Source organism: Streptomyces sp. NPDC045998 (assembly GCF_056430285.1).
On record NZ_JBWKLJ010000007.1, the window covers coordinates 439,654 to 464,117 of the forward strand.

The following is a 24,464-nucleotide window of genomic DNA, read 5'->3' on the forward strand; positions in this document are numbered from 1 at the left end:
CCAGGCGTAGCTCTGGGGGAGTGCGTGCCAGACGCCGCCAGGCAGACGGGACTTTGCGGACACGACCTACGCGCGGCCCGCGGTCTTCTGCGTGCGGCGGGAGACCGAGTCGATCACGACGGCGGCGAGGAGCACCGCGCCGGTGATCATGTACTGGATCTCGGAGGCCATGCCGAGCATGTTCAGGCCCTGCTGGATCGCCTGGATGACGATCATGCCGAGCAGGGCGGACCATACCTTGCCGCGGCCGCCGAAGAGGCTGGTGCCGCCGATGACGGCCGCCGCGATGACGAGCATCAGGGTGTTGCCGCCGCCGAGGCTCTTGGTGGCGCCGCCGGAGAGGCTGGCCACGAAGAGGCCGCCGAAGGCGGCGAGCAGGCCGGAGAGGCCGAAGACGGTGATCCGGATCCGGTCGACGTTGATGCCGGCGCGGCGCGCGGCCTCGGCGTTGCCGCCGACCGCGAAGACCTGGCGGCCGAAGGTGGTGCGGCGGGCGACGAAGTCGGCGACGACCAGGACGACCAGGAAGAGCACCAGCGCGAGCGGCAGACCACGGGCGCCGGCGGGCTCGTTGAGCACGTACGCGACGACGAAGCACAGGACCGCGACGACGGCCGTGCGCAGGACGACCTCGCTGGTGGGGCGGGCGAGCAGGCCGGCGGCCCTGCGGCGCTGCCGGTCCAGGAGGAGCGAGGCGGCGTAGGCGAGGACGGCGATCAGGGCGAGGCCGTAGGCGGCCGCCTTGTCCTCGAAGTAGTAGCCGGTCAGGTGCTCGACGATGGAGCCGGTCGGCGCGTTGATGGAGCCTTCCTTGCCCATCAGCCAGATCTGCAGGCCGCTCCAGCCGAGGAAGCCGGCGAGGGTGACGACGAAGGCCGGGACGCCGATCTTGGCGAAGAAGAAGCCGTGGAGCAGGCCGAGCGCGAGGCCGCAGAGGACGGCGATGCCGACGGCGAGCCAGTCGTTCATGCCGTTGCTCACGTTGAGCACGGCCCACACGGCGGCGCCGACGCCCGCGACCGAGCCGACCGACAGGTCGATCTCGCCCAGGATCAGGACGAAGACGATGCCGACGGCCATGATGCCGAGGCCGGAGGTGTAGACGGCGATGTTGGCGACGGAGCTCGCGGAGAGGAAGTTCGCGTTCTGCGACTGGAAGACGATCGCGATGACGATCAGGCCGATGAAGACCGGGAGCGAGCCCAGCTCACCGCCGCGCACCTTGCGGGTGAACTCGGTCCAGTAGCCCTTGAGGCCCTCTTCGCGTACGAGCAGGCGGGGGTCGACGGCCGGGACGGGGGCGGCGGACTCCGCGTTCTCGCTTGCGGAGGTCTTGGTGAGGTCGCTCACTTCGCGTCCCCCTTCGTGGCCGTACGCGCCTGGCGGCGGGTCACGGCGTTGTCCGTGGCGCCGGTGATGGCGGCGATGATCTCTTCGTGCGTGGTGTCCTTCACGTTGAAGACACCGTTGTTGCGGCCCAGCCGCAGGACGGCGACCTTGTCGGCGACGGCGCGGACGTCGGCCATGTTGTGGCTGATGAGGATGACGCCGTGGCCGCGCTCGCGCAGCCGCTCGACGAGGTCGAGCACCTGGGCGGTCTGCTCGACGCCGAGGGCCGCGGTCGGCTCGTCCAGGATGACGATCTTGGGGTCGCCGATCAGGGCGCGGGCGATGGCCACGACCTGGCGCTGGCCGCCGGAGAGGGCGGCGACGGGGATGCGGACGCTCGGGATGCGGATGGACAGGGTGTCCAGCAGCTCCTTGGCGCGCTTCTCCATGGCGATCTCGTCGAGGACGGAGCCGCGGCGCAGCTCGTTGCCGAGGAAGAGGTTGGCGACGACGTCGAGGTTGTCGCAGAGCGCCAGGTCCTGGTAGACGGTGGCGACTCCGAGGTCGGAGGCCTCGTTCGGCTTCGTGATGCGGACGGGCCGGCCCTCCCACTCGATGGTGCCTTCATCGATGGGGTGGACACCCGAGATCGTCTTGACGAGCGTCGACTTGCCGGCGCCGTTGTCGCCGACCAGGGCGACCACCTCACCGGCGTGGATCTCCAGGTCTACGTCGGTGAGCGCCTGGACGGCGCCGAACCGCTTGGAGACTCCGCGCAACGCCAGCACGGGCGTAGCGAACACGTGAATCATCTCCTTCGCCGCCTGTCCGGCGGGGATGGTGGTGCGATGAGCTGAGGAAGCGTGCGAGGGGGTGCGAGCGGGTGCGAGAGCGGGTCCGGCGCCCGCCCCCGGTGCTTGCGGGGCATGGACGGGGCGGGGCGCCGGACCGGCGTGGGGAGGCCGCGTGCGCGGCCTTCGCGCGTGGGGGGCGGGGTGCTCGCGGGCGAGGGGTGCTCGCGGGCGAGGGGTCTCGCGTGGGGGGTGCTCGCGTGGAGGGGGTGGGGTGCCGGCGGTTACTTGATGCCGGCCGCCTCGCAGGCCGCCTTGTACTCGGCGGTGCAGATGTCCGCGGCGGTGTAGACCTTGTCGGCGAGGATCGTGGAGGCGATGTTGTCCTTGGTCACGATCTCGGCGTCGTACAGCTTGGCCGGGATGTCCTTGAACTCACCGGTCAGGCTGGTGACCTTGGCGCTCACCAGGTCGTCGATCTTGTCGCCCTTCAGCAGGCGGACGGCGATCGCGGCGGTGGTCTCGGCCTCGGGCTTGATCTGCTTGTAGATCGTGAAGGCCTGGTCGCCCTTCAGGATGCGCTGCAGACCGGCGAGCTCGGCGTCCTGGCCGCCGACCGGGACCTTGATGCCCTGCTTGGCGAGGGCGGTGATGATGCCGCCGGCCATGCCGTCGTTGGCGGAGTAGACGCCCTGGAAGCCGTCCTTGCCCAGGGAGTCGATGGCGGCGCCCATCTTCTTGTTGGCCTCGTCGGGCGACCAGTCCGGGATGTCCTGCTCGTAGACGACCTTCTTGACCTGCTTGTCGAGGACGCTGTGCGCGCCCTTCTTGAACAGCGGGGCGTTCGGGTCGGTCGGCGAGCCGTTGATCATGACGACGTTGGCGTCCTTGGCCTGGGCACCGAGCGCCTTGACCAGGGCCTCGCCCTGGAGGCGGCCGATCTTCTCGTTGTCGTAGCTGACGTAGGCGGAGATCGGGCCCTCGGCGAGGCGGTCGTACGCGACGACCTTGACGCCCTGCTTCTCGGCGCTCTGGACCCACTTCTTGGTGGCCTTGTAGTCGACCGAGTCGAGGATGATCACCTTGACGCCCTGTGTGACCAGCGCGTCGAACTGCTTCTTCTGCGTCTCGGTGTCCTGCGCGGCGTTGTTGTACTTGACCTCGCAGTCGTCGCAGAGCTGCTTGATCTTCGCCTCGATGATCGGGCGGTCGAACGTCTCGTAACGGGTCGTCTTGTTCTCCGGCAGCAGCAGACCGATGGTCTTGCCGTCGCCGCCGCCGCCACCCGCGGCGTCGCCGTCGCCGGCCTTGCCACAGGCGGCGAGGGTCGCGGCCATGGACACCGCGGCGGTGCCTATGACAAGGCGTCGCGTCAATGCGTTCATGTGGGTTGCCTCCCTGACGAGGCCGCGACGTTGCGGCCGAGGTGGCTGGAAGTCAACTCGGCCGCCACCCCGTCGTCAAGGAGTAAATTGACAACGAGATGACAACGGTGCCATTCGTTATCTAAGTGAACGCAGGAGCCGACCCCGGCAGCGCACTCTGCAGAAGGGTCGAATCCCCCATTTCGCTCAGTACGAGGGCGAGGGCGCCGAGCACTTCCGCGCGACCGCCGAGGGCTCCGGGAGCGACCGACAACTGGCGCGCGGCGCTGGGGATGGCGTACCGCGAGACCGACTCCCGGATGGGGGCGAGGACCAGCTCGCCGGCCTCCGCGAGGTCGCCGCCCAGCACCACGCGGCTGGGGTTGAGCAGGTTGCAGAGGTTGGCGACACCGCTGCCGATGTGGCGGCCGACGTCCGCGATGACGCGGCGGCAGCCCGGGTCGCCCTCGCGCGCCAGCTGCACGACCCGCTCCATGGTGAGATCGGCGCCGTGGCTGGGCTGGAGCAGCGGCAGGACATAACGCGCGGCGGTGAAGGTCTCCAGGCAGCCGCGGTTTCCGCAGCGGCAGACCGGGCCCGACTCGTCGAGCGTGATGTGGCCGATCTCGCCGGCGGTGCCGCCCGGGCCCCGGTAGATCTGGCCGTCGATCACCAGACCGGCGCCCACACCGCTGGCCACCTTGATGTACGCGAGGTCCTTGACCCCCCGGCCGCCGCCCCAGACCAGCTCGCCGAGGGCGCCGAGGTTGGCGTCGTTGTCGACGTACACCGGGACGCCGAGGCGGCCGGAGAGCTCCTGGCTCGGGTTGATGCCGGTCCAGCCCGGCAGGATGGACGTGGAGCCGAGGGTTCCGGAGGAGACGTCGATGGGGCCGGGGACGCCGAGACCGACCCCGATCACCTTGTCCTGGCCGATGCCGGTCGCCGCGATCAGCCGCTTGACCAGCCGTTCCGCCCGGTCGAAGCCCTCGGCCGACGAGGCGTCGACGTCCAGCGGCTCGGCCTCCTCGGCGAGCACCTGGTGGGCGAGGTTGCCCACGGCGACCCGCAGGTGGGTGTGGCCGAAGTCGACCCCGATGACGATGCCGGCGTCCCCGCTGAGCGAGACGCTGCGGGCCCGGCGGCCGCCCGCCGAGGTGGGGGTGACCTCGACGGTGCCGCCGTCCTTGAGCTCCCGGACGATGTTGGAGACCGTGGCGGCGGAGAGGCCGGTGGTCCTGGCGATCTCCGCCTGGGTCAGAGACCCGGCCATGCGGACGGCGCGTACGACGCGCTCGAGGTTGGCCCGATGCAGAGATGTCTGCGACCCCGGAGTCTCCATCGACTCTCTCACTCCTGCCGTTTTCTCCAACATGTGAACTCTAAGCTGAGCCTTTCGGGTTGCTCCCCGTCAAGACCTTGAGCGTTCCGGGCCTCGGATGAGCGAATGACAGGGGGACAAAGCGGGCGCAAGCGCTCACGAGGGAAGAAAAGCGCCCGCCGATAGCGGGTGGGCTATCGGCGGGCGGTTCGGGAAAACGCGGAGGGCGCGGGGCCGTGGGAGTGACGGACTACTTCAGCGCGCCCGCCGTGAGGCCGGACTGGACCTGCCGCTGGAAGACCGTGTAGACGACGAGCACCGGCAGCATCGCGATCATCATGCCGGCCATCAGGGCGCCCCAGTCGTTCTCGTACCCCTGCTGGAGCGCGATCATCGCCAGGCCCTGGGTGAGGACGTACTTGTCCTCCTGCTGGTTGAGCACCATCGGCAGCAGGTACTGGTTCCACTGCCCCAGGAAGTTGAAGATCCCGATGCTGATCAGGCCCGGCTTCGCCATCGGCAGCATGACCTGGAAGAAGGTGCGGGTGTGCGAGGCGCCGTCGATCATCGCCGCCTCCGCGACCGACGCCGGGAGCGTACGGAAGAACGCCGTCATGAAGAAGACGGTGAAGGGCAGCGAGTAGGCGATGTAGACGAGGATCAGCCCGTGGTACGTGGCCAGCAGCGAGCTGCCGGGGAAGTCCCGCAGGACGAAGAAGAGCGGGATGACGAGCATGAAGACCGGGAAGGACATGCCGGCCACGAACAGGTAGTAGACGAACCGGTTGCCGGGGAAGGTGAAGCGGGCCAGGACGTACGCGGCCATCGAGCCGAGCACCATCGTGCCGACGACCGAGCCGCCCACCACGATCGCGGTGTTGACGAAGTACTGGCCCATGTTCGCGTCGTCCCACGCGTTGGACCAGTTCTCCCACCGCAGCGCGGTCGGCAGGCCCCACGGGTCGGTGAGGATGCCGTTGCTGTCCTTGAAGGCGCTCCACAGCACCCAGAGCAGCGGCACGCCGACCATCAGGGCCCACACGATGAGGATGCCGTGCGAGAAGACGTTCAGTACGCCGCCCTCGGCCCCCCGGCCGGCGCGGCCCGGGCCGCCCGTGCGACCGGTGCGGCGTGCGCGGCCGGTTGTCGGGCCGAGCCGCCGCCGTGCGGCCTTGGCGGGCGGCGGGGCCTGCTCCTTGCTCACCGCGCCGTTCTCGTCCTCGTCCCGGATCTCGTCGGTTGTCATCCGGCGCACCCCTCCCCCTAGTACTCGATCCGCTCACGGCGCGCGAAGCGCATCGTGAGCACGGCGAACGTCATGGTGACGATGAGCATCGCGACGCCCATGGCGGCGGCGTAGCCGAACTGGCTGTCGCGGAAGGCCGTCAGGTACAGCCTCAGCGGCATCACGTCCGTGGCGCCGTCCGGGCCGCCCATGTTCACCGACATGATGTGGACGAGCGCGAAGGCGTCCAGCGCGATGATGCCCATGTACACCCAGCCGGTCTGGACGGTGTCCCACAGCAGCGGGAGGGTGATCCGGAAGAAGGTGTGGAAGCGGCCGGCCCCGTCGAGCAGCGCCGCCTCGTAGATGTCGCGGGGGATGGAGGCCATGGCGGCGGAGAACAGCACCACGTAGAAACCGACGTGGCTCCACACCATCACCGCGCTGATGCACCAGAGGGCGAGGTTCTTCTCCCCCAGCCAGGAGTTCTGCAGGGCGTCCAGGCCGACGGCGCCGAGGAGGGAGTTGAGCATGCCGTCGTCCGGGTCGGGGTTGTAGATGTTGAACCAGATGACGGCGACGATGGTGACCGAGATGACCTGCGGGAAGAAGAAGACGAACTTGTAGAAGCGGGACCCGGCGACCCCGGTGACGACTTCGTTCTTCCGGCGGCGGCCGCCCACGTTGAGCATGAAGGCGAAGAACAGCCCGAGGGCGAGCGTGACCACCGGGACCAGGGCCAGCATGTAGACGTTGTGGCGCAGGGCGTTCCAGAAGTCGTCGTTCTCCCAGAGTCTTCCGAAGTTGTCGAGGCCGACGAACTTCGCGGTGCCGACGAGTCCGGACCAGTCCGTCATCGAGATCTGGAAGGCCTGGACGAAGGGCGAGATCACGAAGACGCCGTAGATGAGCAGAGGCAGGGCCAGGAAGCCCACGATGAATCGGTACTTGCCGTGTTGCATGGGCTCCCCGGCCCTTCCCCTCTGGGTGTCCGCCCGGCGGTCGGTCAGGCGGTGCGTCGCTGGTGGCGTCAGGCGGTGCGTAGCTGGTGACGTGAGGCGGTGCGCTCCCGGCGTCAGGCCGTGCGCTTGAACTTGGTCACGGAGTCGTCCTTGGCGACCCGGTCGCACTCCTGCTGGGTCTTCTTGATCCAATCGGCGGCTTTGAGCTCGCCCGTGAGCAGCTGACCGGTCAGACCGCCGATCTTCTCGTCGGTGAGCGCCGGGTACCACTCCTGCAGCTGAAGGCTGATCAGGTTGTCGCCCGCCTCCTTGAAGGCCTTGCTGGCGGAGGCGAGGCCGGGCGAGAGGGTCATTCCCTCGGTGGCGTCCATGACGCAGGTCAGCGACTTCACCTTGGTGGCGAAGTTCTGGGCGTGCTTCTTCGAGAGCATGATGCGCAGCAGCTCCATGCCGCCCGCCGGGTTCCTGCCCTTGCTGGCGACGAGGTACGGCTCGCTCGGCTCGCCGCGCAGGGTGCCGTGCGGCATCTTGTCGCCGGTTCCGTCGAAGAGGGCGCCGACCGCCATGCCGAAGTCCTTCGGCGTGGTGGGGGCGGCTTCGTTCTCGACCCAGGAGCCGTTGGGGATGAAGACGGCCTTGCCCCGGTTCCAGGCGGTCTGGGACTGGATGTGGGTGAGGCCCTGGCTGCCTTCGAGGAAGTACTTCTTGGCGGCGAGCTCCTCGTAGTGCTCGACGACCTCCTTGACCGCGTCGTTCGAGGTCCAGGCGTTGGGCTCCAGGTTGTCGATGGCGATCCACTTCTCCATGCCGCCGATCTTGGCGATCTGGGCGAAGAGGTTGAAGTGGACGTAGTACGGATACTTTCCGGCGTACGTCCAGGGGGCGATGCCCGCCTTCTTGATCTCGGCGCAGAGGCCGACCATCTCGGAGAGGGTCTTGGGGTACGTCCAGCCGCGGTCGGCCAGCAGCTTCTGGGAGTACCAGGTGCCGTAGATGGTGAAGGCGTAGTAGAGCACGTCGACCTTGTCGCCGTGCTTGCCCTTCTCCAGGGTGCTGGGGTGGAGGGTGTCGCGGACCTTCTTGGCCGGGTCGTCCAGCGAGGGCGCGTCCAGCAGCGGGGCGAGGTCCTGGAGCTGGCCCTGGGTGGACAGCTTGTTCATGTCGAGGTGGTCGGCGCCGGAGTTGTCGATGACGTCCGGCGGGTTGCCGCCCGCGAAGCGCGGGGTGAGCTTGGGCCCGACCTGCTGGGTGCCGGTGTGCTTGACCTCGGCGCCGTAGGTGGCCTTGTAGTCGGCCTCCGCGTCCTTGGCGTACTGGTCGCCCAGGCCGCCCTTGAAGATGAACGCCTCCAGCGGGGCGCCCTGCGCCACGCCGAGCGGGTTCTTGGCCGACTTCTCGCCGGCGGGCGCCTTCGTCTCCTTCTCGCTGCCGCCACCGCCGCCACCGGTGGCGCAGGCGGACAGGAAGCTCATCGTCGGCACGCTGATCAGCCCGAGTGCGGCGGACCGCTTGATCAGCTCGCGGCGGCCGGGGCCCTCGTGGTCATGGCGGGCGGAGGTGGATCCCATGCTCAAGTACTCGCCTTCTCCAGGACTCAGGCGGTGTGCCGGTCGCCCCGAACCGCTTCTCGCCTCAGGCGAAGGGCCCCCGCCACCGCGCGGTCTTGTGCAGGTGGGTCGTGCTACAGTGCTGGGTTGCCGACAGGTATAGTCCACTTCGCGTCGCCTGAGCAAGATCGAGGCGGACTTTCGGCAGCAGTCTTCTCCGAGTTGAGACCTGCCGGAAAGAGCGCGGCGCCAGGAAGTTTTTTCAGCCGTCCGGCCGCGCCAACACCCTTGACACCACACGCCACTTACCTCCTACTGGGTGCTGCGCAGATCAGCTGACAACGTTGTCCGCGTACGACCGGCGGCCAACCGACGCACCACCGACGGACGTCCGACGCGCTTCGGCAGGAGCAGGAGGCACGACGCGGCATGCAGCCCAGACCACGATCGCTCAAGCGACGTACGGCCGCCCTCGTGGCGGCCGCCACCGTGACCGCTTCCCTGGCCGTCTCCCTGACCGTGACGGCCGGTCAGTCGGCGGCGCAGCCGCTCCCGCACCAGGCCGCGGCCGCCGCCACGGAGTCCGGCACCTCCTTCACGACCTCCTTCGAAGCCGGTGAACCGCCACCCACCTGGCGCGACACCGTCGACCTGGACGCCGAGGGCCGCAAGCGGTCGGCCGGTGTCGACGGCGCCTACTCCGCTGGCTTACCGGGCGACGTCACCGAGAAGGTGACGGAGCTGCGCGCCAGCGGCGAGAACAGCGCCGCCGGGGAGACCAAGGAGAACCTGGTCGACCTCCAGCCCAGCACCAAATGGCTCACCTTCGCCCCCACCGCCTGGGTCGAGTTCGACCTCGACGAACCGGTCAAGGTGGTGACGTACGCCCTGACCTCCGCCAACGACGCCGCCCCCCGCGACCCCCGGGACTGGACCCTCAAGGGCTCCGCGGACGGCAAGGAGTGGACGGTCCTCGACACCCGCCAGGGCGAGACGTTCGCCAAGCGCTTCGAGACGCGGACGTACGACGTCGACGCGAGCCGCGCGGCGCCGTACGCGCACTACCGGCTGGAGATCAGCCGGAACAACGGTGCCACCGGCATCACCCAGCTCGCCGACGTCCAGTTCTCGAACGGCGACGCCTCCGCTCCCGTGCCGCCCGACATGCGCAGCCATGTCGACCGGGGCCCGGGCGGCTCCCCCACCGCCAAGGCGAACGCCGGGTTCACCGGCAAGCGGGCGCTGCGCTACGCCGGTACGCACCACCCGGCGGGGCGCGCGTACTCCTACAACAAGGTCTTCGACGTCGACACGCGCGTCGCCCGCGACACCGAGCTGTCGTACCGGATCTTCCCCTCCATGCCGGAGACGGACCTCGGCTACCCGGCGACGCACGTCTCCGTCGACCTCGCCTTCACCGACGGCACCCATCTGAGCGAGCTCGGCGCGCTCGACAGCCACGGCGGGCGCCTCAGCCCCCAGGGCCAGGGCGCCGCCAAGCGGCTCTACGTCAACCAGTGGAACCAGGTGCGGGCCTCCATCGGCACGGTGGCCGCGGGCAGGACGGTGGACCGGATCCTGGTGGCGTACGACGCGCCGAAGGGCCCGGCGAAGTTCCAGGGCTGGATCGACGACATCGTCCTCGGGCGCGCGGCCCCCGTGAAACCGCTGCCCCGCGTGTCCGACTACGCCTCGACCGTCCGCGGCACCAACTCCAGCTCCTCCTTCTCGCGCGGCAACACCTTCCCCGCGACGGCCGTCCCGCACGGCTTCAACTTCTGGACGCCGGTGACCAACGCCGCCTCCAAGAGCTGGCTGTACGAGTACGCGCGCGGCAACAACGCCGACAACCTGCCCACCGTGCAGGCGTTCAGCGCCAGCCATGAGCCGAGCCCCTGGATGGGCGACCGGCAGACCTTCCAGCTGATGCCGTCGGCCGCGCCCGGCGCCCCGCCCACCGCGCGTACCGCTCGCGCGCTCCCCTTCCGCCACGAGCGGGAGACGGCCAGGCCGCACCACTACGCGGTGACGTTCGAGAACGGCCTGAAGGCCGAGATCGCCCCGGCCGACCACGCCGCGATGATGCGGTTCACCTACCCGGGTGCCGACGCCTCCGTCGTCTTCGACAACGTGACGGAGGAGGGCGGGCTGACCCTCGACCCGGCGAACGGCTCCTTCACCGGCTTCTCCGACGTCAAGAGCGGCCTGTCGACCGGCGCCACGCGCATGTTCGTGTACGGCGTCTTCGACGCGCCGGTCACCGACTCCGCCTCGGCGGGCGTCACGGGCCACCTGCGCTTCGCCGCGGGCCCGGACCGCACGGTGACCCTGCGCATGGCGACCTCCCTCATCAGCGTGGAGCAGGCGAAGCGCAACCTCGCGGCCGAGATCCCGATGGGCACCGGCTTCGAGCGGGTCCGCGAGCGGGCGCAGGCCGCCTGGGACCGGATCCTCGGGCGCGTCCGCGTGGAGGGCGCGACCCACGACCAGTTGGTCACGCTCTACTCCAACCTCTACCGGCTGTACCTCTACCCCAACTCGGGCTTCGAGCGCGTCGACGGCGAGGACCGCTACGCCAGCCCCTTCTCGCCGCAGACCGGCCCCGACACCCCGACCCACACCGGCGCCAAGATCGTCGACGGCCGGGTCTACGTCAACAACGGCTTCTGGGACACCTACCGCACCACCTGGCCCGCCTACGCGCTCCTCACGCCACGCAAGGCGGGCGAGCTGGTGGACGGCTTCGTGCAGCAGTACAAGGACGGCGGCTGGATCTCCCGCTGGTCCTCCCCCGGCTACGCCGACCTGATGACCGGCACGTCGTCGGACGTCGCCTTCGCCGACGCCTACGTCAAGGGCGTGGACTTCGACGCGGAGGCGGCCTACGAGGCGGCGCTGAAGAACGCGACCGTCGTGCCGCCCGGCAAGGGCGTGGGCCGCAAGGGCATGGAGACCTCCCCCTTCCTCGGTTACGCCTCGACCGAGACGCACGAGGGCCTGTCATGGTCCCTGGAGGGCTACCTCAACGACTACGGCCTGGCGAGGATGGCCGACGCGCTCTTCGCCAGGACCGGCAAGGCCCGGTACAAGGACGAGTCGGCGTACTTCCTCAACCGGGCCCGCAACTACGTCACGCTCTTCGACTCCCGGGCCGGCTTCTTCCAGGGCCGCAGTCTCACGGGCGAGTGGCGCGTGCCGTCGGAGGCGTACGACCCGAGGATCTGGGGGTACGACTACACCGAGACGAACGGCTGGGGTTACGCCTTCACCGCGCCGCAGGACAGCCGGGGCCTGGCCAACCTGTACGGCGGGCGGGCGGGGCTGGCGAAGAAGCTCGACACCTACTTCTCGACGCCCGAGACGGCCTCCCCGGAGTTCACGGGCTCGTACGGCTCCGTCATCCACGAGATGACGGAGGCGCGCGACGTGCGGATGGGCATGTACGGGCACTCCAACCAGGTCGCGCACCACGTCACGTACATGTACAACGCGGCCGGTCAGCCCTGGAAGACGCAGGAGAAGGTGCGCGAGGTGCTGTCGCGGCTCTACACGGGCAGCGAGATCGGCCAGGGTTACCACGGCGACGAGGACAACGGCGAGCAGTCCGCCTGGTGGCTGTTCTCGGCGCTCGGCTTCTACCCGCTGGTGATGGGCGGCGGGGAGTACGCGATCGGCTCACCGCTGTTCACCAAGGCGACGGTGCGGATGGACAACGGCCGCACGCTGGTGGTCAAGGCGCCGGAGAACAGCGCCCGGAACGTCTACGTGCAGGGGGTACGGGTCAACGGCGAGCGCTGGACGTCGACGGCGCTGCCGCACGACCTCCTCGCGCGCGGCGGCACCCTGGAGTTCGCCATGGGGCCGAGGCCGTCGGCGTGGGGCACCGGGCCGGGCGCGGCGCCGGTTTCGATCACCCGGGGCGACGAGGTGCCGTCGCCGCGCCGCGACCTGGCGAGCGGCGGGGGCGCGCTCCTCGACGACACCTCGGCCACGGCGGCGGAGCTCACGGCGCCGCTGGAGCTGCGCGTCCCGGGCCCGGCGCGGGCGGTGCAGTACACGCTGACGTCGTCGGACCGGGCCGCGGCCCCGACAGGCTGGGCGCTGCAGGGGTCGGCGGACGGGGCGACGTGGACGGAGCTGGACCGGCGTACGGGCGAGAGCTTCGCCTGGGACCGGCAGACGCGGGTGTTCACGGTGGCCCGGCCGGGCTCGTACCGGCACTACCGGCTGGTCCCGTCGGCCGGTTCCGGCGGCGTGCTGGCGGAGGTCGAACTGCTGGGCTGAGCAGGGAGAACGAGCGGCGCGCGGAGGCCGGGCCTGTTCGGCTTCGCCCTGACGGTGGTGTGGTCCGCGGAGTTCGTCGACCGGACCATCGGCGGGAACGTCGCCGCCGCCCTCCTCGGCCACGAGGCGCACGACGCGCCGATCGGCGGCGCCCTCGCCGGTATCGCCTTCGCGCTCGCGCTCGCGACCGGGGTGGCGGGTACCTTCACCGCCTGCAACGTCGCCGCGTTCGGCGCCATCGCGCCGCTGGCGGGCGCGGGCACCGTACGCACCCGGCGCGGCCGGCTGGGGCGGGTGCTGCGGCCGCTGGGGCCGCCGGCCGCCGGGGCGGTGGTGGTGTCGGCGGCCTACGGCGTGGTGGTCGCGCTCGTCGGTACGGGCATGCCGCAGTTCCAGGAGAGCGCGCCGGGCGGGGCGTCGGCCGGTCTGTCTCCCCGGCTGATCCAGGCCATGGTGGTGTTCGGCGTCATCGGGCTCGTCATGGTGGTGTCCGGCTGGCCGCGCTGGGGCTGGCCCGTGACCCGCTGGCGCGCGTCTCGGCGCGCTTTCGCGGCGCGCCGATGTTCGTGATGGGCGCGCTCATCGGCGCGTTCCTCATCGGGCGGCCCTTCCCGCTGCCCCGGCAGCTGTTCCGGGACGCGGCCCGAGAGTCACAGCGTCCTGTACGGGGCGGTGGCGTTCGGGCTGCAGGCGCTCGGGAACGTGCTGGTCATGGCGGTGTTGTTCGTGGTGATGGCCCTGGTGGCCGGTGAGCGGCCGGGCGCCTGGTTCGCCGCCGACCCGCGGCGGGCGTCCGCCGTGACGGCGGGCGCGTTCATCGCCGCGGGCGTGTTCATGATCCTGTACTGGGGCGTGCGGATCCTCGCCCGCCGGGACCTCATCTGGTACCCGATGGCGCCGCGGGCGTGAGGCCGGGCCCACGCTCCGGTGGCGACGGTTACTTCGTCACCAGTTCGTCACAGATTGACGGCGCGTCAGGGCGGCAGCCCCTGGCGCGTAGGTCTTTTCATCCCGATAAGGGCTGATTTCCAGGGGCGCTTCCCGGGCTTAAACCAGTTGCCCCGTAAAGGTGTTGTGCAAGGATCTCCATGATCCCGCGGCGACTGGGGCGTACCACCACCCGAGATCGTCGCACCCCCTTTCTCATGGAGAACATACGTGGCCAAATTCTCCGGCCTCAAGCGCGGGCGCGCGCTGTCGCGTCTCGCCGTATCGGCCATAGCCGCCACCCTGGTCGGCGCCTCCGCCGGTTCCGCGGTGGCGGACACGCCGGCCCCCGCACCGCTGAAGAGCATCAACCAGGACGGCTTCACCCAGCCGGTCCCGCAGAACGGCACGCTCGCCGCCAGCGCGGCGGCCCCCGTCTTCGCGCTGTTCGCGATGGACAAGTACGGCGACCTCTACGTGTACGGGCCCAACGGCCGGGGCGGGCTCGGCGCCCGCGAGCACGTCACGAGCGGCTGGGACGCCTTCCGGGGCGCCGCCCAGGCCGACCAGGACGCCGATGGCAACGCCGACGGCCTGTACACCTGGGACAAGCAGGGTTACCTGTACTACACCGGCGAAGGCGAGACCCTCGAGCTGGGCCGCGGCTGGGACGCCTACGACAAGATCGTCGTCGCGGGCAACCTCGGCGGGACCACCCCGGCCGACGTGCTGGCCCGTGACAAGGCCGGCGTGCTCTGGTTCTACAAGGGCAAGGGCGACGGCACCCTGTCCGCGCGGACGAAGGTCGGCTCGGGCTGGCAGGCCTTCAACCAGATCGCGGGCCAGGGCGACCTGACCGGCGACGGGCGGGCCGACGTCGTGACCCGCGACAAGTCCGGTGTCCTGTGGCTCTACAAGGGCACCGGCAACGCCGCGGCCCCGTTCGCCAAGGGCACCAAGGTCGGTGGGGGCTGGAACGCCTTCAACCACCTGATGTCGACGGGCGACCTGAACATGGACGGCCGCACCGACCTGATCGCACGCGACGGCGCGGGCGCGCTGTGGCGCTACAACGGGACGGGCAACGCCGCCGCCCCGTTCGCGAAGCCGACCAAGATCGGTACCTCGGGCTGGAACGGCTACCCGATGATGTTCTGACCGGTGCTCCCACCGGTGTTCCCACCGGCGTGACAGCACGAAGAGGGCCGCACCCCGAGGGGTGCGGCCCTTTCGCGTACCGGCCGGGCCGGGTCCGCTTACTTGCGGATCAGCGAGCGCAGCACGTACTGCATGATGCCGCCGTTGCGGTAGTAGTCGGCCTCACCGGGGGTGTCGATGCGGACGACCGCGTCGAACTCCACGCCCGTGTCGGTGGTGACCTTGACCGTGCGCGGCGTACGGCCCTCGTTGAGCTCCGTCACGCCGGCGATGGAGAAGGTCTCCTCGCCGGTCAGACCGAGGGACTCGGCCGACTGGCCCTCCGGGAACTGCAGCGGCAGGACGCCCATGCCGATGAGGTTCGAGCGGTGGATGCGCTCGTACGACTCGGCGATGACGGCCTTGACGCCGAGCAGCGCGGTGCCCTTGGCGGCCCAGTCGCGCGACGAACCGGAGCCGTACTCCTTGCCCGCGAGGACGACGAGCGGGATGCCCTGCTCGATGTAGTTGCGGGAGGCGTCGTAGATGAACGACACGGGGGCGTCGGGCTGGGTGAAGTCGCGGGTGTAGCCGCCCTCGGTGCCCGGCGCGATCTGGTTGCGCAGGCGGATGTTGGCGAACGTACCGCGGATCATGACCTCGTGGTTGCCGCGGCGCGAGCCGTAGCTGTTGAAGTCGCGGCGCTCGACGCCGTGCTCCGTGAGGTACTTGCCGGCCGGGGTGTCGGCCTTGATGGCGCCGGCCGGGGAGATGTGGTCGGTGGTGACCGAGTCGCCCAGCTTGGCGAGGACGCGGGCACCGGTGATGTCGGTGACCGGCGTCGTCTCCATCGTCATGCCCTCGAAGTACGGGGGCTTGCGGACGTAGGTGGACTGCGGGTCCCACTCGAAGGTGTTGCCGGTCGGGATCGGCAGCGCCTGCCACTGGGCGTCGCCCGCGAAGACGTCGCTGTAGGACTTGGAGAACATGTCCTCGCCGATGGCGTTGGCGACGACGTCGTTGACCTCGGACTCCGACGGCCAGATGTCCTTGAGGAAGACCGGGTTGCCGTCCTGGTCGGTGCCCAGGGCGTCCTTGGTGACGTCCACCTTCATGGAGCCGGCGAGGGCGTACGCGACGACCAGCGGCGGGGACGCCAGGTAGTTCATCTTGACGTCGGGGTTGATCCGGCCCTCGAAGTTGCGGTTGCCGGAGAGCACCGAGACGACGGCGAGGTCGTTGTCGTTGACGGCCTTGGAGACCTCCTCCGGCAGCGGGCCGGAGTTGCCGATGCAGGTGGTGCAGCCGTAGCCGACGAGGTTGAAGCCGACCTTGTCGAGGTACGGGGTCAGGCCCGCCTTGTCGAAGTAGTCGGTGACGACCTTGGAGCCCGGGGCGAGGGTGGTCTTCACCCACGGCTTGCGGGTGAGGCCCTTCTCGACCGCCTTCTTGGCCACCAGCGCGGCGGCGACCATGACGTACGGGTTCGAGGTGTTGGTGCAGGAGGTGATGGCGGCGACGGTGACGGCGCCGTGGTCCAGCTCGTACGAGACGCCGTCGGCGCCGGTGACGGTGACCGGGTTGGACGGGCCGGGGCCGGGGACGACGGCGGAGTGCTGCGGGGCACCGGCGCCGTTGTCCTCGTGGCCGTAGGCCGGGGCGTCGGAGGCCGGGAAGGACTCGTCGCTCGCCTCGTCGACCGGGGAGGACAGGTCCTGCCCGCCCTGGCCGGCCGGGACGTAGTTGAGGACGTCGCTGTTGAACTGCTCGGCGGCCTGGGCGAGGACGATGCGGTCCTGCGGGCGCTTCGGGCCGGCGATGGAGGGGACGACCGTCGAGAGGTCGAGCTCCAGCTTCTCCGAGAAGTCCGGCTCGGCGGCCGGGTCCAGCCAGAGGCCCTGCTCCTTGGCGTACGCCTCGACGAGCGCGAGCTGCTGCTCGGAGCGGCCGGTGAGCTTCAGGTACTTGATGGTCTCGTCGTCGATCGGGAAGATCGCGGCGGTGGAGCCGAACTCCGGCGACATGTTGCCGATGGTGGCGCGGTTCGCGAGGCTCGTCGCCGCCACACCCTCGCCGTAGAACTCGACGAACTTGCCGACGACGCCGTGCTTGCGCAGCATCTCGGTGATGGTGAGCACCAGGTCGGTGGCGGTGGTGCCGGTGGGCAGCTCGCCGGTGAGCTTGAAGCCGACGACGCGCGGGATGAGCATGGAGACCGGCTGGCCGAGCATGGCGGCCTCGGCCTCGATGCCGCCGACGCCCCAGCCCAGCACGCCGAGGCCGTTGACCATGGTGGTGTGCGAGTCGGTGCCGACGAGGGTGTCGGGGTACGCCTGGCCGTCGCGGACCATGACCGTACGGGCCAGGTGCTCGATGTTCACCTGGTGGACGATGCCGGTGCCGGGCGGGACGACCTTGAACTCGTCGAAGGCGGTCTGGCCCCAGCGCAGGAACTGGTAGCGCTCCTTGTTGCGGCCGTACTCCAGCTCGACGTTCTGCTTGAACGCGTCGTTGGTGCCGAACTTGTCGGCGATGACGGAGTGGTCGATGACCAGCTCGGCGGGCGCGAGCGGGTTGATCTTCGCCGGGTCGCCGCCGAGCTCCTTGACGGCCTCGCGCATGGTGGCGAGGTCGACGACGCAGGGCACACCGGTGAAGTCCTGCATGATCACGCGGGCCGGCGTGAACTGGATCTCCTGGCTGGGCTGCGCCTGGGAGTCCCAGCCGCCGAGGGCTCGGATGTGGTCGGCGGTGATGTTCGCGCCGTCCTCGGTGCGGAGGAGGTTCTCCAGGAGCACCTTGAGGCTGTAGGGGAGGCGCGCGGAGCCCTCGACCTTGTCCAGCCTGAAGATCTCGTACGACTCGTCGCCCACGCGCAGCGTGCTGCGGGCGTCGAAGCTGTTCGCCGACACGACAGTCTCCTTCATCAATGTGCGCGTTCTTACCGCATCCTGCCGTGATGGCTCCTCGCCGATCCGCTAAGGTAAGACTTAGTTAGGTAACCCTTACCGGCTGGCGCGGCTGCGGTGCGTCTTTTCGGCAGATATCTCGATGTCGAGATAACTCTAGTACATGAGGGCTGCCGGGTCATGCGCGCGCCGCGTGACCTGCCGCACCGGACTTCCTTCGGCCCCCCTGGGCGGAGCGGGCGGATCGGCCGCGTCCGGGCTCAGGCGACCGGTACGAGCGTCAGGTACGCGATGCCGAGGACGCCGCGGTAGCCGTTGAGCCATGTCGACCGCTGGTGGTCGACCCGGTCGCGGGTCTCGGCGGCGAGGGGGTGGTCCGGGTGAGCTGCGAGCCAGAGCTCCGTGTCATGGCGGTAGCCGGACTCGAACTCCTCCCACTCCTCACGGCCCGCCGTCTCGATCCAGGCCGGCCGGAAACCCGACTCGACGGCGAGGTCGACGAGCGGCCCGAGCCTCAGATGGTCGCTCGCGTGCGCACCGGGCCACATGGCGGCCAGTTCCACGTCCGTCGGGGAGCGCTCCCAGAAGCCCTCGCCGAGGACGACACGCCCGCCCGGGCGGACCAGGCGGCGCAGCTCACGGAGGACGACGCCGGGATCGTACGGCTGCCCGGGCTCGCACAGCGCCTGACCGGCCCCTAGGCAGAGCACCGCGTCCACGGGCCCGCGCGACGTGCCGAAGGCCGACTCCTCCGCGAACTCCACCCGCTCGGTGAGCCCCCGCCGCTTGGCGAGGTCCCTGCCCCTGGCCAGGTCTTCGGCGTTGATGTCGAGGCCCACGCCCGTCGCTCCCGGGACGGACTCCAGGACGCGGAGCAGCAGTTCGCCCCAGCCGCAGCCGATGTCGAGGACGGTGGCGGGCGAGGCGTCGGCGAGCCGCGTGACGATGCGCGCGGCGCGGCCTGCGGAGAGCGGGCCGTGGAAGGTCAGAGCGCCGAGACGCGGGGGAAGGCCGGAGGAGGTCATGGGCCGGACGCTAGTTCTTCCGGAGTGGTGTGCCGAGCGCTTTTCACCGTGGCTCGCCCCTCCTGGGCACACCCGAAGAGGGGTGCGCGCGAGCCGGACGCGTGCGAGCCGGATGTGCGGGCGCGCGGTGCGGTCCGCGCCCGCCGCTGTGATGCGCGTCACCAGCAGAGGGTTCCGGGCCGGGCCTGCGCGATCATGACCGGATGGACGCGCGCTTCCTTGGTATCGACGAGTTGGCCGAAACTCCCTCCGTGGCGGTCGTGGTCGACGTCATGCGGGCTTTCACGGTGGCCGCCTGGGCCTTCGCCCAGGGAGCGGAGAAGATCGTCCTCGCCGAGTCGCTGGACGAGGCCCTCGTGCTCAAGACGCGCCACCCGGACTGGGTGGCGCTCAAGGACGGGCCGTCGGCGCCCGGGTTCGACGCCGTCAACTCGCCGGGCCTGCTGCGCTCCCGGGACCTGGGCGGACGGACCGTCGTGCAGAAGACCACGGCGGGGACGGTCGGTGCCCTCGCGGTCAAGGAGGCGTCGCTGGTGCTGTGCGCCGGTTTCGTGGTGGCGGAGGCGACGGCCCGGGTATTGCGTACCCACGCCCGCGACACGGTCACGTTCGTGGTCACCGGCGAGGACGGGCGGGCCGACGAGGACCTGGCGTGCGCTCAGTACATCGCCCGGAGGACCACCGAAGCCGAGACGGATGCGGCCGCGTTCCTCCGCCGCGCCGGCGCGTCGCGCGCCGCCGCCGAGCTGAGGGAGGGTGTGCGTCAAGGAGTCCACCCCGATGACGTCGCGCTCTGCCTGGAGCTCGACCGGTTCCCCTTCGCCATGGTGGCGGCCGTGGAGGACTCGCTCATGGTCCTCCGCCGGCGCGCCGTGCGGTCGCCGGCGGAAGGGGTGGCGGGCGGCTGAGCGCTCCGGCCGGGCCGGGAGGCCTGCCGGAGCGCTGACACGCGGCGGTCAGCCGTGCTCGGGCTCCACCGGGAGCCACAGCTCGGCGTCGGCCTCCGTCTTGTCCGGCGACAGTCGGGTGCGCAGGATCTCGGGACCGGTGCGGCTGCGGTACGGGTTCGACGGGAACCACTCGGTGAAGACGTCCCGCCACAGTTCCTGGATGGCCTGCGGCACCGGCCCGGAGGTGGTGAAGACCGCCCACGTACCGGCCGGGACCGTCAGCGTGGACGTGCCCTCGGGAGCGGCCGCGGAGGTGATCACACCGTGGTAGTAGTCGAGTTCGGTGCCCTCGGCACGACTGGGGTCCAGGTCGTCGCAGACGGCGACGACGCCGTGCGGCTCCTGGTCCGACAGCTTCTCCAGGCCCTCCAGCGTCTGCGGGTCGATCCCGCGGACGAAGTCGATGATCGCCTGGTTCGGCCCCGCGTGCACCAGCGGTACCCGGGTCTTGAGCCCGACGACGGTGAAGTCCGCCTTGTCCACAACGCGGTATCGCATACTGCTTCTCCCCTCGATGGTGAGGCGGAAGGTCATCCGGGGCTGGGAGCTGAGCGCGGCGCCGGTACGCCGGGCCTCGCCCGGTCCGATGCCGTGCATGGCGCGGAACGCCCGCGCGAACGCCTCGCCGGAGCCGCAGCCGTAGCGCACCGCGATCTCCAGCAGCGTCTCGCGGCCCGCGAGCACCTCGGCGCCCGCGAGGGTGAGCCGCCGTCGCCGGATGTACTCCGACAGCGGTATGCCGGCGAGCGCGGAGAACATCCGACGCAGGTGGTACTCCGACGTGGCCGCGATGCGCGCCAGCTCATCGACCGCGATGTCCTGGTCGAGACGCCGCTCGATGTGCTCCATGGCCTGGTTCAGCCGCTCCAGCATGCCCGGTTTTCCTTCCTTTTGACGATCACCACGCTAGGGAGCGCGCCCCCTGCCGGACCCGACATCCTGTGCCCGATCGGGTCGGGTCCGGAGGAGGAGCGGCGTCGGCCCGCTCCGTCACGCCGCCAGCACCGGGTAGTCGGTGTAGCCCGCCTCCCCGCCCACGTACATCAGGCCGTCGTCGCGGACCGGGTTGAGCGGGGCGCGGAGGCGCAGGCGTTCGACCAGGTCGGGGTTGGCCAGGAAGGCCCGGCCGAGGGAGACCAGGTCCGCTCCGGCGGTGAGCAGCCGCTCGCCCTCGCGGCGGCCGCCGTCGGCGGGGAGGGGGCCCGGGTACGGCAGGGCGGGGTTGGCCATCAGCGTGCCGGGCCATGCCCTGCGGAGCGTGTGGAACAGGGGCTGGTCGGGGTCGGCGAACACGACGTGCAGATAGGCCAGGTCCAGGGGCGCCAGGGCGGCGGCGAGCGCCGGGTGGAGGGCCTCGGTGTCGCCCTCGTCGATGCCGTTGACGGTGACCCCCGGCGAAACGCGCACCCCCACGCGCTCCGGGCCGATGGCCGCGGCGACGGCCTGGACCACCTCCACGGCGAACCGGATCCGGCCGGTGACGGAGCCACCGTAGGCGTCGGTGCGGTGGTTGGTGTTCCGCGCCATGAACTGGTGCAGGAGGTGGCCGTTGGCGGCGTGCACCTCGACCCCGGCGAACCCGGCGTCGAGCGCGTTGCGGGCGGCGGTGGCGAAGTCGGCCACGGTGGAGCGGATGTCGTCGAGCGTCATCTCGCGCGGCACGACGGCGTCCTTCCGCCCGCCGGGGGTGTGGATGGTCTCCGGCAGCGGGATCGGCGAGGGGGCGAGCGGCAGCAGCCCGCTGTTGTCGGGGTGGCCGACCCGGCCGCCGTGCTGGAGCTGGAGGAACATCCGGCCGCCCGCGGCACCGACCGCGTCGGTGACCCGCCGCCAGCCGGCCACGTGGGCGTCGTTGTGGATCGCGGGGATGTTGGGGTAGGTCTGCCCGACGGCGTTGGGCGTGGTGCCCTCTGCGATGATCAGCCCGGCGGAGGCGCGCTGCGCGTAGTACGTGGCCATCATCGGCCCGGGGACGCCGTCGGCGCCCGCGCGGTTGCGCGTCAGCGGGGCCATCACCAGCCGGTTCGGCAGGTGGAGGGGCCCGAGGCGGGCGGGTTCGAGGAGCGGCGAGGCCGCGGGTGTCTGCGTCATGCCGGTACCGTAGAAGTTGACACCAGTGTCAGATTCAAGTCGCTTGGTACGCGGACGGGGTGGGGCATGCGGATCGGTGAACTGGCGCGGCGCACGGGAGTGAGCGAGCGCTCGCTGCGCTACTACGAGAAGCAGGGCCTCCTGACGTCCGAGCGCACGCCGGGCGGCCACCGCGAGTACGGCGACTGGGCCGTCGACCGGGTCATCCGCATCCAGGCGCTCTACGCCGCCGGCCTGCACAGCACGAAGATCGCGCGACTGCTGCCGTGCATGCGGGACGCGGACGGCGGCCCGTCCGAGGTCGCCACCGCGCGGCTGGTCGCGGAGCTCACCGAGGAGCGGGAGCGCATCGACCGGATGATCGGCGATCTGGTGCGGTCGCGGGAGGTGCTGGACGAGGTGATCGTCGCGGCGTCGGAAGCCGAGGCCTCGGCGGCGGCCTCGGCCGCAGCGGGCCGCCTGGTGGAGAGCGGGAGGCGGGCGGAGGCGGCCCACTCGGCGTAACGGAGCGTCATTACTGAACTATCCGACATGCCCGGCTTGTCCTGTCGCTCGCTCGCCCAGCCGCGCCCCGGTTGCGGCGGTTTCGTACGGTATCGAGCATGGAGGCATGTTCAGCGGCGCGCACGTCATCATGTACACCCACGACGCCGACGCGGACCGGGCCTTCGTCCGCGAGGTGCTGGGGTTTCCGCATGTCGACGCGGGGCGCGGGTGGCTCATCTTCAAGCTGCCGCCCGCCGAGGTCGCCGTACACCCGTCGTCGGGCGAGCCGCGGCAGGAGTTCTACCTGATGTGCGACGACATCGAGAGCGTGCTGCGCAAGCTGACGGAACGTGGGGCGGAGCTCGCGCGCCCGGTCAGCGACCAGGGGTGGGGGCTGCTCGCGGCCGTGCGGCTGCCGAGCGGCGCCGAACTGCCGCTGTACGAGCCGCGCCACCCCACAGCTCACAGCGTGTCACCCTAATGACCTACCCCACCGCGAGCGCCATCTCATATCTGAGATAACCTGCGGCCATGGCAGACGACTACCTCGTACGCATCGGCAAGCTCATCCGTGACGCCCGTCAGCACCGCGGCTGGACGCAGACGCAGCTCGCCGAAGCCCTGGCCACCAGCCAGAGCGCGGTCAATCGCATCGAGCGCGGAAACCAGAACATCAGCCTTGAGATGATCGCCCGCATCGGCGAGGCGCTCGACAGCGAGATCGTGTCGCTCGGTTACGCCGGACCCATGCACCTCAGGGTGGTCGGCGGGCGCCGGCTGTCCGGCTCCATCGACGTCAAGACCTCCAAGAACGCCTGCGTGGCGCTGCTGTGCGCCTCCCTCCTCAACAAGGGCCGCACGGTCCTGCGGCGCGTCGCCCGCATCGAGGAGGTGTACCGCCTCCTGGAGGTGCTGAACTCCATCGGCGTCCGCACCCGGTGGATCAACGACGGGATGGACCTGGAGATCGTCCCGCCGGCGCACCTGGACATGGAGGCCATCGACGCGGACGCCGCGCGCCGCACCCGCTCCATCATCATGTTCCTGGGCCCGCTGCTGCACCGGCTGCGGCAGTTCAAGCTCCCGTACGCCGGCGGCTGCGACCTCGGTACGCGCACCATCGAGCCGCACATGATCGCGCTGCGCCGCTTCGGCCTGGACATCACCGCCACCGAGGGCCTCTACCACGCGCAGGTGGACCGCTCCATCGCGCCGGACCGCCCGATCGTCCTGACCGAGCGCGGCGACACGGTGACCGAGAACGCCCTGCTGGCGGCCGCCCGCCACGACGGCGTCACCGTCATCCGCAACGCCTCCTCCAACTACATGGTCCAGGACCTGTGCTTCTTCCTGGAGGCCCTGGGCGTACGGGTGGAGGGCATCGGTACGACGACGCTCACGGTGCACGGCGTGCCGGCCATCGACGTGGACGTCGACTACTCCCCCTCCGAGGACCCGGTCGAGGCGATGAGCCTGCTGGCCGCCGCGGTGGTCACCGAGTCGGAGCTGACGATCCGTCGCGTACCGATCGAGTTCCTGGAGATCGAGCTCGCGGTGCTGGAGGAGATGGGCCTCGACCACGACCGCTCGACGGAGTACACCGCGGACAACGGCCGCACGCGGCTCGTGGACCTGACCGTGCGCCCCTCCAAGCTGGAGGCGCCGATCGACAAGATCCACCCGATGCCGTTCCCGGGCCTGAACATCGACAACGTGCCGTTCTTCGCGGCCATCGCGGCGACGGCCCAGGGCCAGACCCTCATCCACGACTGGGTCTACGACAACCGCGCCATCTACCTGACGGACCTCAACCGCCTCGGCGGCCGCCTCCAGCTCCTCGACCCGCACCGCGTCCTGGTCGAGGGCCCCACCCGCTGGCGCGCGGCCGAGATGATGTGCCCGCCGGCCCTGCGCCCGGCGGTGGTCGTGCTGCTGGCGATGATGGCGGCGGAGGGCACGTCGGTCCTGCGCAACGTCTACGTCATCAACCGCGGTTACGAGGACCTGGCGGAGCGGCTCAACTCGGTGGGCGCGCAGATCGAGATCTTCCGCGACATCTGATGGAACAGCACCGCCGCACCCCTTCTGACCTGAGAATACGCTGGGCAGATGGCGG

The 24,464-nt window shown here is 70.3% G+C and carries 19 protein-coding genes; 8 read left to right on the forward strand and 11 right to left on the reverse strand.

Translation table 11 applies throughout. The features are described 5' to 3' along the window. Positions 1-66: 66 nt before the first annotated feature. From AC07FJ_RS23015 to ngcE, 7 genes are all read right to left on the reverse strand, one after another. Complete coding sequence (locus AC07FJ_RS23015) at positions 67-1,350, reverse strand: sugar ABC transporter permease (RefSeq protein ID WP_479051202.1); 1,284 nt, start codon at positions 1,348-1,350, stop codon at positions 67-69. Further along, on the reverse strand, positions 1,347-2,141 hold the full coding sequence (locus AC07FJ_RS23020) for an ATP-binding cassette domain-containing protein (RefSeq protein WP_479051203.1): 795 nt from the start codon (positions 2,139-2,141) through the stop codon (positions 1,347-1,349). The genes AC07FJ_RS23015 and AC07FJ_RS23020 overlap by 4 nt, the downstream gene beginning before the upstream one ends. Before the next feature lie 263 nt (positions 2,142-2,404). After that, positions 2,405-3,505, reverse strand: a complete 1,101-nt coding sequence (locus tag AC07FJ_RS23025; RefSeq protein ID WP_479051204.1) for a substrate-binding domain-containing protein — start codon at positions 3,503-3,505, stop codon at positions 2,405-2,407. A 121-nt stretch (positions 3,506-3,626) separates the two neighbouring features. After that, entirely contained in the window at positions 3,627-4,826 is a 1,200-nt protein-coding gene (locus AC07FJ_RS23030) for an ROK family transcriptional regulator (protein WP_479051205.1), read from the reverse strand. A gap of 229 nt (positions 4,827-5,055) precedes the next feature. Beyond that, positions 5,056-6,051, reverse strand: coding sequence for a carbohydrate ABC transporter permease (locus AC07FJ_RS23035; RefSeq protein ID WP_479051206.1), 996 nt, complete (start codon positions 6,049-6,051; stop codon positions 5,056-5,058). A gap of 17 nt (positions 6,052-6,068) precedes the next feature. Continuing rightward, complete coding sequence (locus AC07FJ_RS23040) at positions 6,069-6,992, reverse strand: carbohydrate ABC transporter permease (protein WP_479051207.1); 924 nt, start codon at positions 6,990-6,992, stop codon at positions 6,069-6,071. A 113-nt stretch (positions 6,993-7,105) separates the two neighbouring features. Then, positions 7,106-8,560 carry an N-acetylglucosamine/diacetylchitobiose ABC transporter substrate-binding protein gene (gene ngcE / locus AC07FJ_RS23045; protein WP_479051208.1) on the reverse strand — a complete coding sequence of 485 codons (1,455 nt, stop codon included), beginning with the start codon at positions 8,558-8,560 and terminating at the stop codon, positions 7,106-7,108. A 408-nt stretch (positions 8,561-8,968) separates the two neighbouring features. Here ngcE and AC07FJ_RS23050 point away from each other — a divergent pair, with 408 nt between their 5' ends. The 4 genes from AC07FJ_RS23050 to AC07FJ_RS23065 all read left to right on the forward strand — a co-directional run bounded on the left by AC07FJ_RS23050 (position 8,969) and on the right by AC07FJ_RS23065 (position 14,908). After that, positions 8,969-12,823 (forward strand): GH92 family glycosyl hydrolase, encoded by a 3,855-nt coding sequence (locus AC07FJ_RS23050; RefSeq protein WP_479051209.1) that lies wholly within the window; start codon positions 8,969-8,971, stop codon positions 12,821-12,823. Between the two features lie 54 nt (positions 12,824-12,877). Further along, the gene (locus AC07FJ_RS23055; protein ID WP_479051210.1) at positions 12,878-13,393 is read left to right on the forward strand and encodes a hypothetical protein; all 516 of its coding nucleotides are present in this window, start codon (positions 12,878-12,880) and stop codon (positions 13,391-13,393) included. Positions 13,394-13,495: 102 nt separating this feature from the next. Then, on the forward strand, positions 13,496-13,732 hold the full coding sequence (locus tag AC07FJ_RS23060) for a hypothetical protein (RefSeq protein WP_479051211.1): 237 nt from the start codon (positions 13,496-13,498) through the stop codon (positions 13,730-13,732). A gap of 249 nt (positions 13,733-13,981) precedes the next feature. Beyond that, entirely contained in the window at positions 13,982-14,908 is a 927-nt protein-coding gene (locus AC07FJ_RS23065) for an FG-GAP repeat domain-containing protein (protein ID WP_479051212.1), read from the forward strand. Positions 14,909-15,006: 98 nt separating this feature from the next. Here AC07FJ_RS23065 and AC07FJ_RS23070 read toward each other — a convergent pair whose 3' ends face one another. After that, positions 15,007-17,799, reverse strand: a complete 2,793-nt coding sequence (locus AC07FJ_RS23070) for an aconitate hydratase (protein WP_479051213.1) — start codon at positions 17,797-17,799, stop codon at positions 15,007-15,009. A gap of 257 nt (positions 17,800-18,056) precedes the next feature. Next, positions 18,057-18,821: an SAM-dependent methyltransferase gene (locus AC07FJ_RS23075; protein WP_479051214.1), complete on the reverse strand. Its 765-nt coding sequence runs from the start codon at positions 18,819-18,821 to the stop codon at positions 18,057-18,059. A gap of 203 nt (positions 18,822-19,024) precedes the next feature. On the opposite strand from AC07FJ_RS23075, the gene AC07FJ_RS23080 reads away from it, so the two are divergent. Beyond that, positions 19,025-19,729 carry a 2-phosphosulfolactate phosphatase gene (locus tag AC07FJ_RS23080; RefSeq protein ID WP_479051215.1) on the forward strand — a complete coding sequence of 235 codons (705 nt, stop codon included), beginning with the start codon at positions 19,025-19,027 and terminating at the stop codon, positions 19,727-19,729. A 48-nt stretch (positions 19,730-19,777) separates the two neighbouring features. On the opposite strand, the gene AC07FJ_RS23085 is transcribed toward AC07FJ_RS23080, so the two are convergent. After that, positions 19,778-20,644, reverse strand: a complete 867-nt coding sequence (locus AC07FJ_RS23085; protein ID WP_479051216.1) for an AraC family transcriptional regulator — start codon at positions 20,642-20,644, stop codon at positions 19,778-19,780. 117 nt (positions 20,645-20,761) lie between these two features. Next, entirely contained in the window at positions 20,762-21,862 is a 1,101-nt protein-coding gene (locus AC07FJ_RS23090; RefSeq protein WP_479051217.1) for an alkene reductase, read from the reverse strand. Between the two features lie 66 nt (positions 21,863-21,928). On the opposite strand from AC07FJ_RS23090, the gene AC07FJ_RS23095 reads away from it, so the two are divergent. The 3 genes from AC07FJ_RS23095 to AC07FJ_RS23105 all read left to right on the forward strand — a co-directional run bounded on the left by AC07FJ_RS23095 (position 21,929) and on the right by AC07FJ_RS23105 (position 24,409). Further along, entirely contained in the window at positions 21,929-22,366 is a 438-nt protein-coding gene (locus AC07FJ_RS23095) for a MerR family transcriptional regulator (RefSeq protein ID WP_479051218.1), read from the forward strand. Between the two features lie 106 nt (positions 22,367-22,472). Beyond that, positions 22,473-22,829, forward strand: coding sequence for a VOC family protein (locus AC07FJ_RS23100; RefSeq protein WP_479051219.1), 357 nt, complete (start codon positions 22,473-22,475; stop codon positions 22,827-22,829). A gap of 50 nt (positions 22,830-22,879) precedes the next feature. Next, positions 22,880-24,409, forward strand: a complete 1,530-nt coding sequence (locus tag AC07FJ_RS23105; RefSeq protein ID WP_479051220.1) for a helix-turn-helix domain-containing protein — start codon at positions 22,880-22,882, stop codon at positions 24,407-24,409. Positions 24,410-24,464 lie beyond the last annotated feature (55 nt).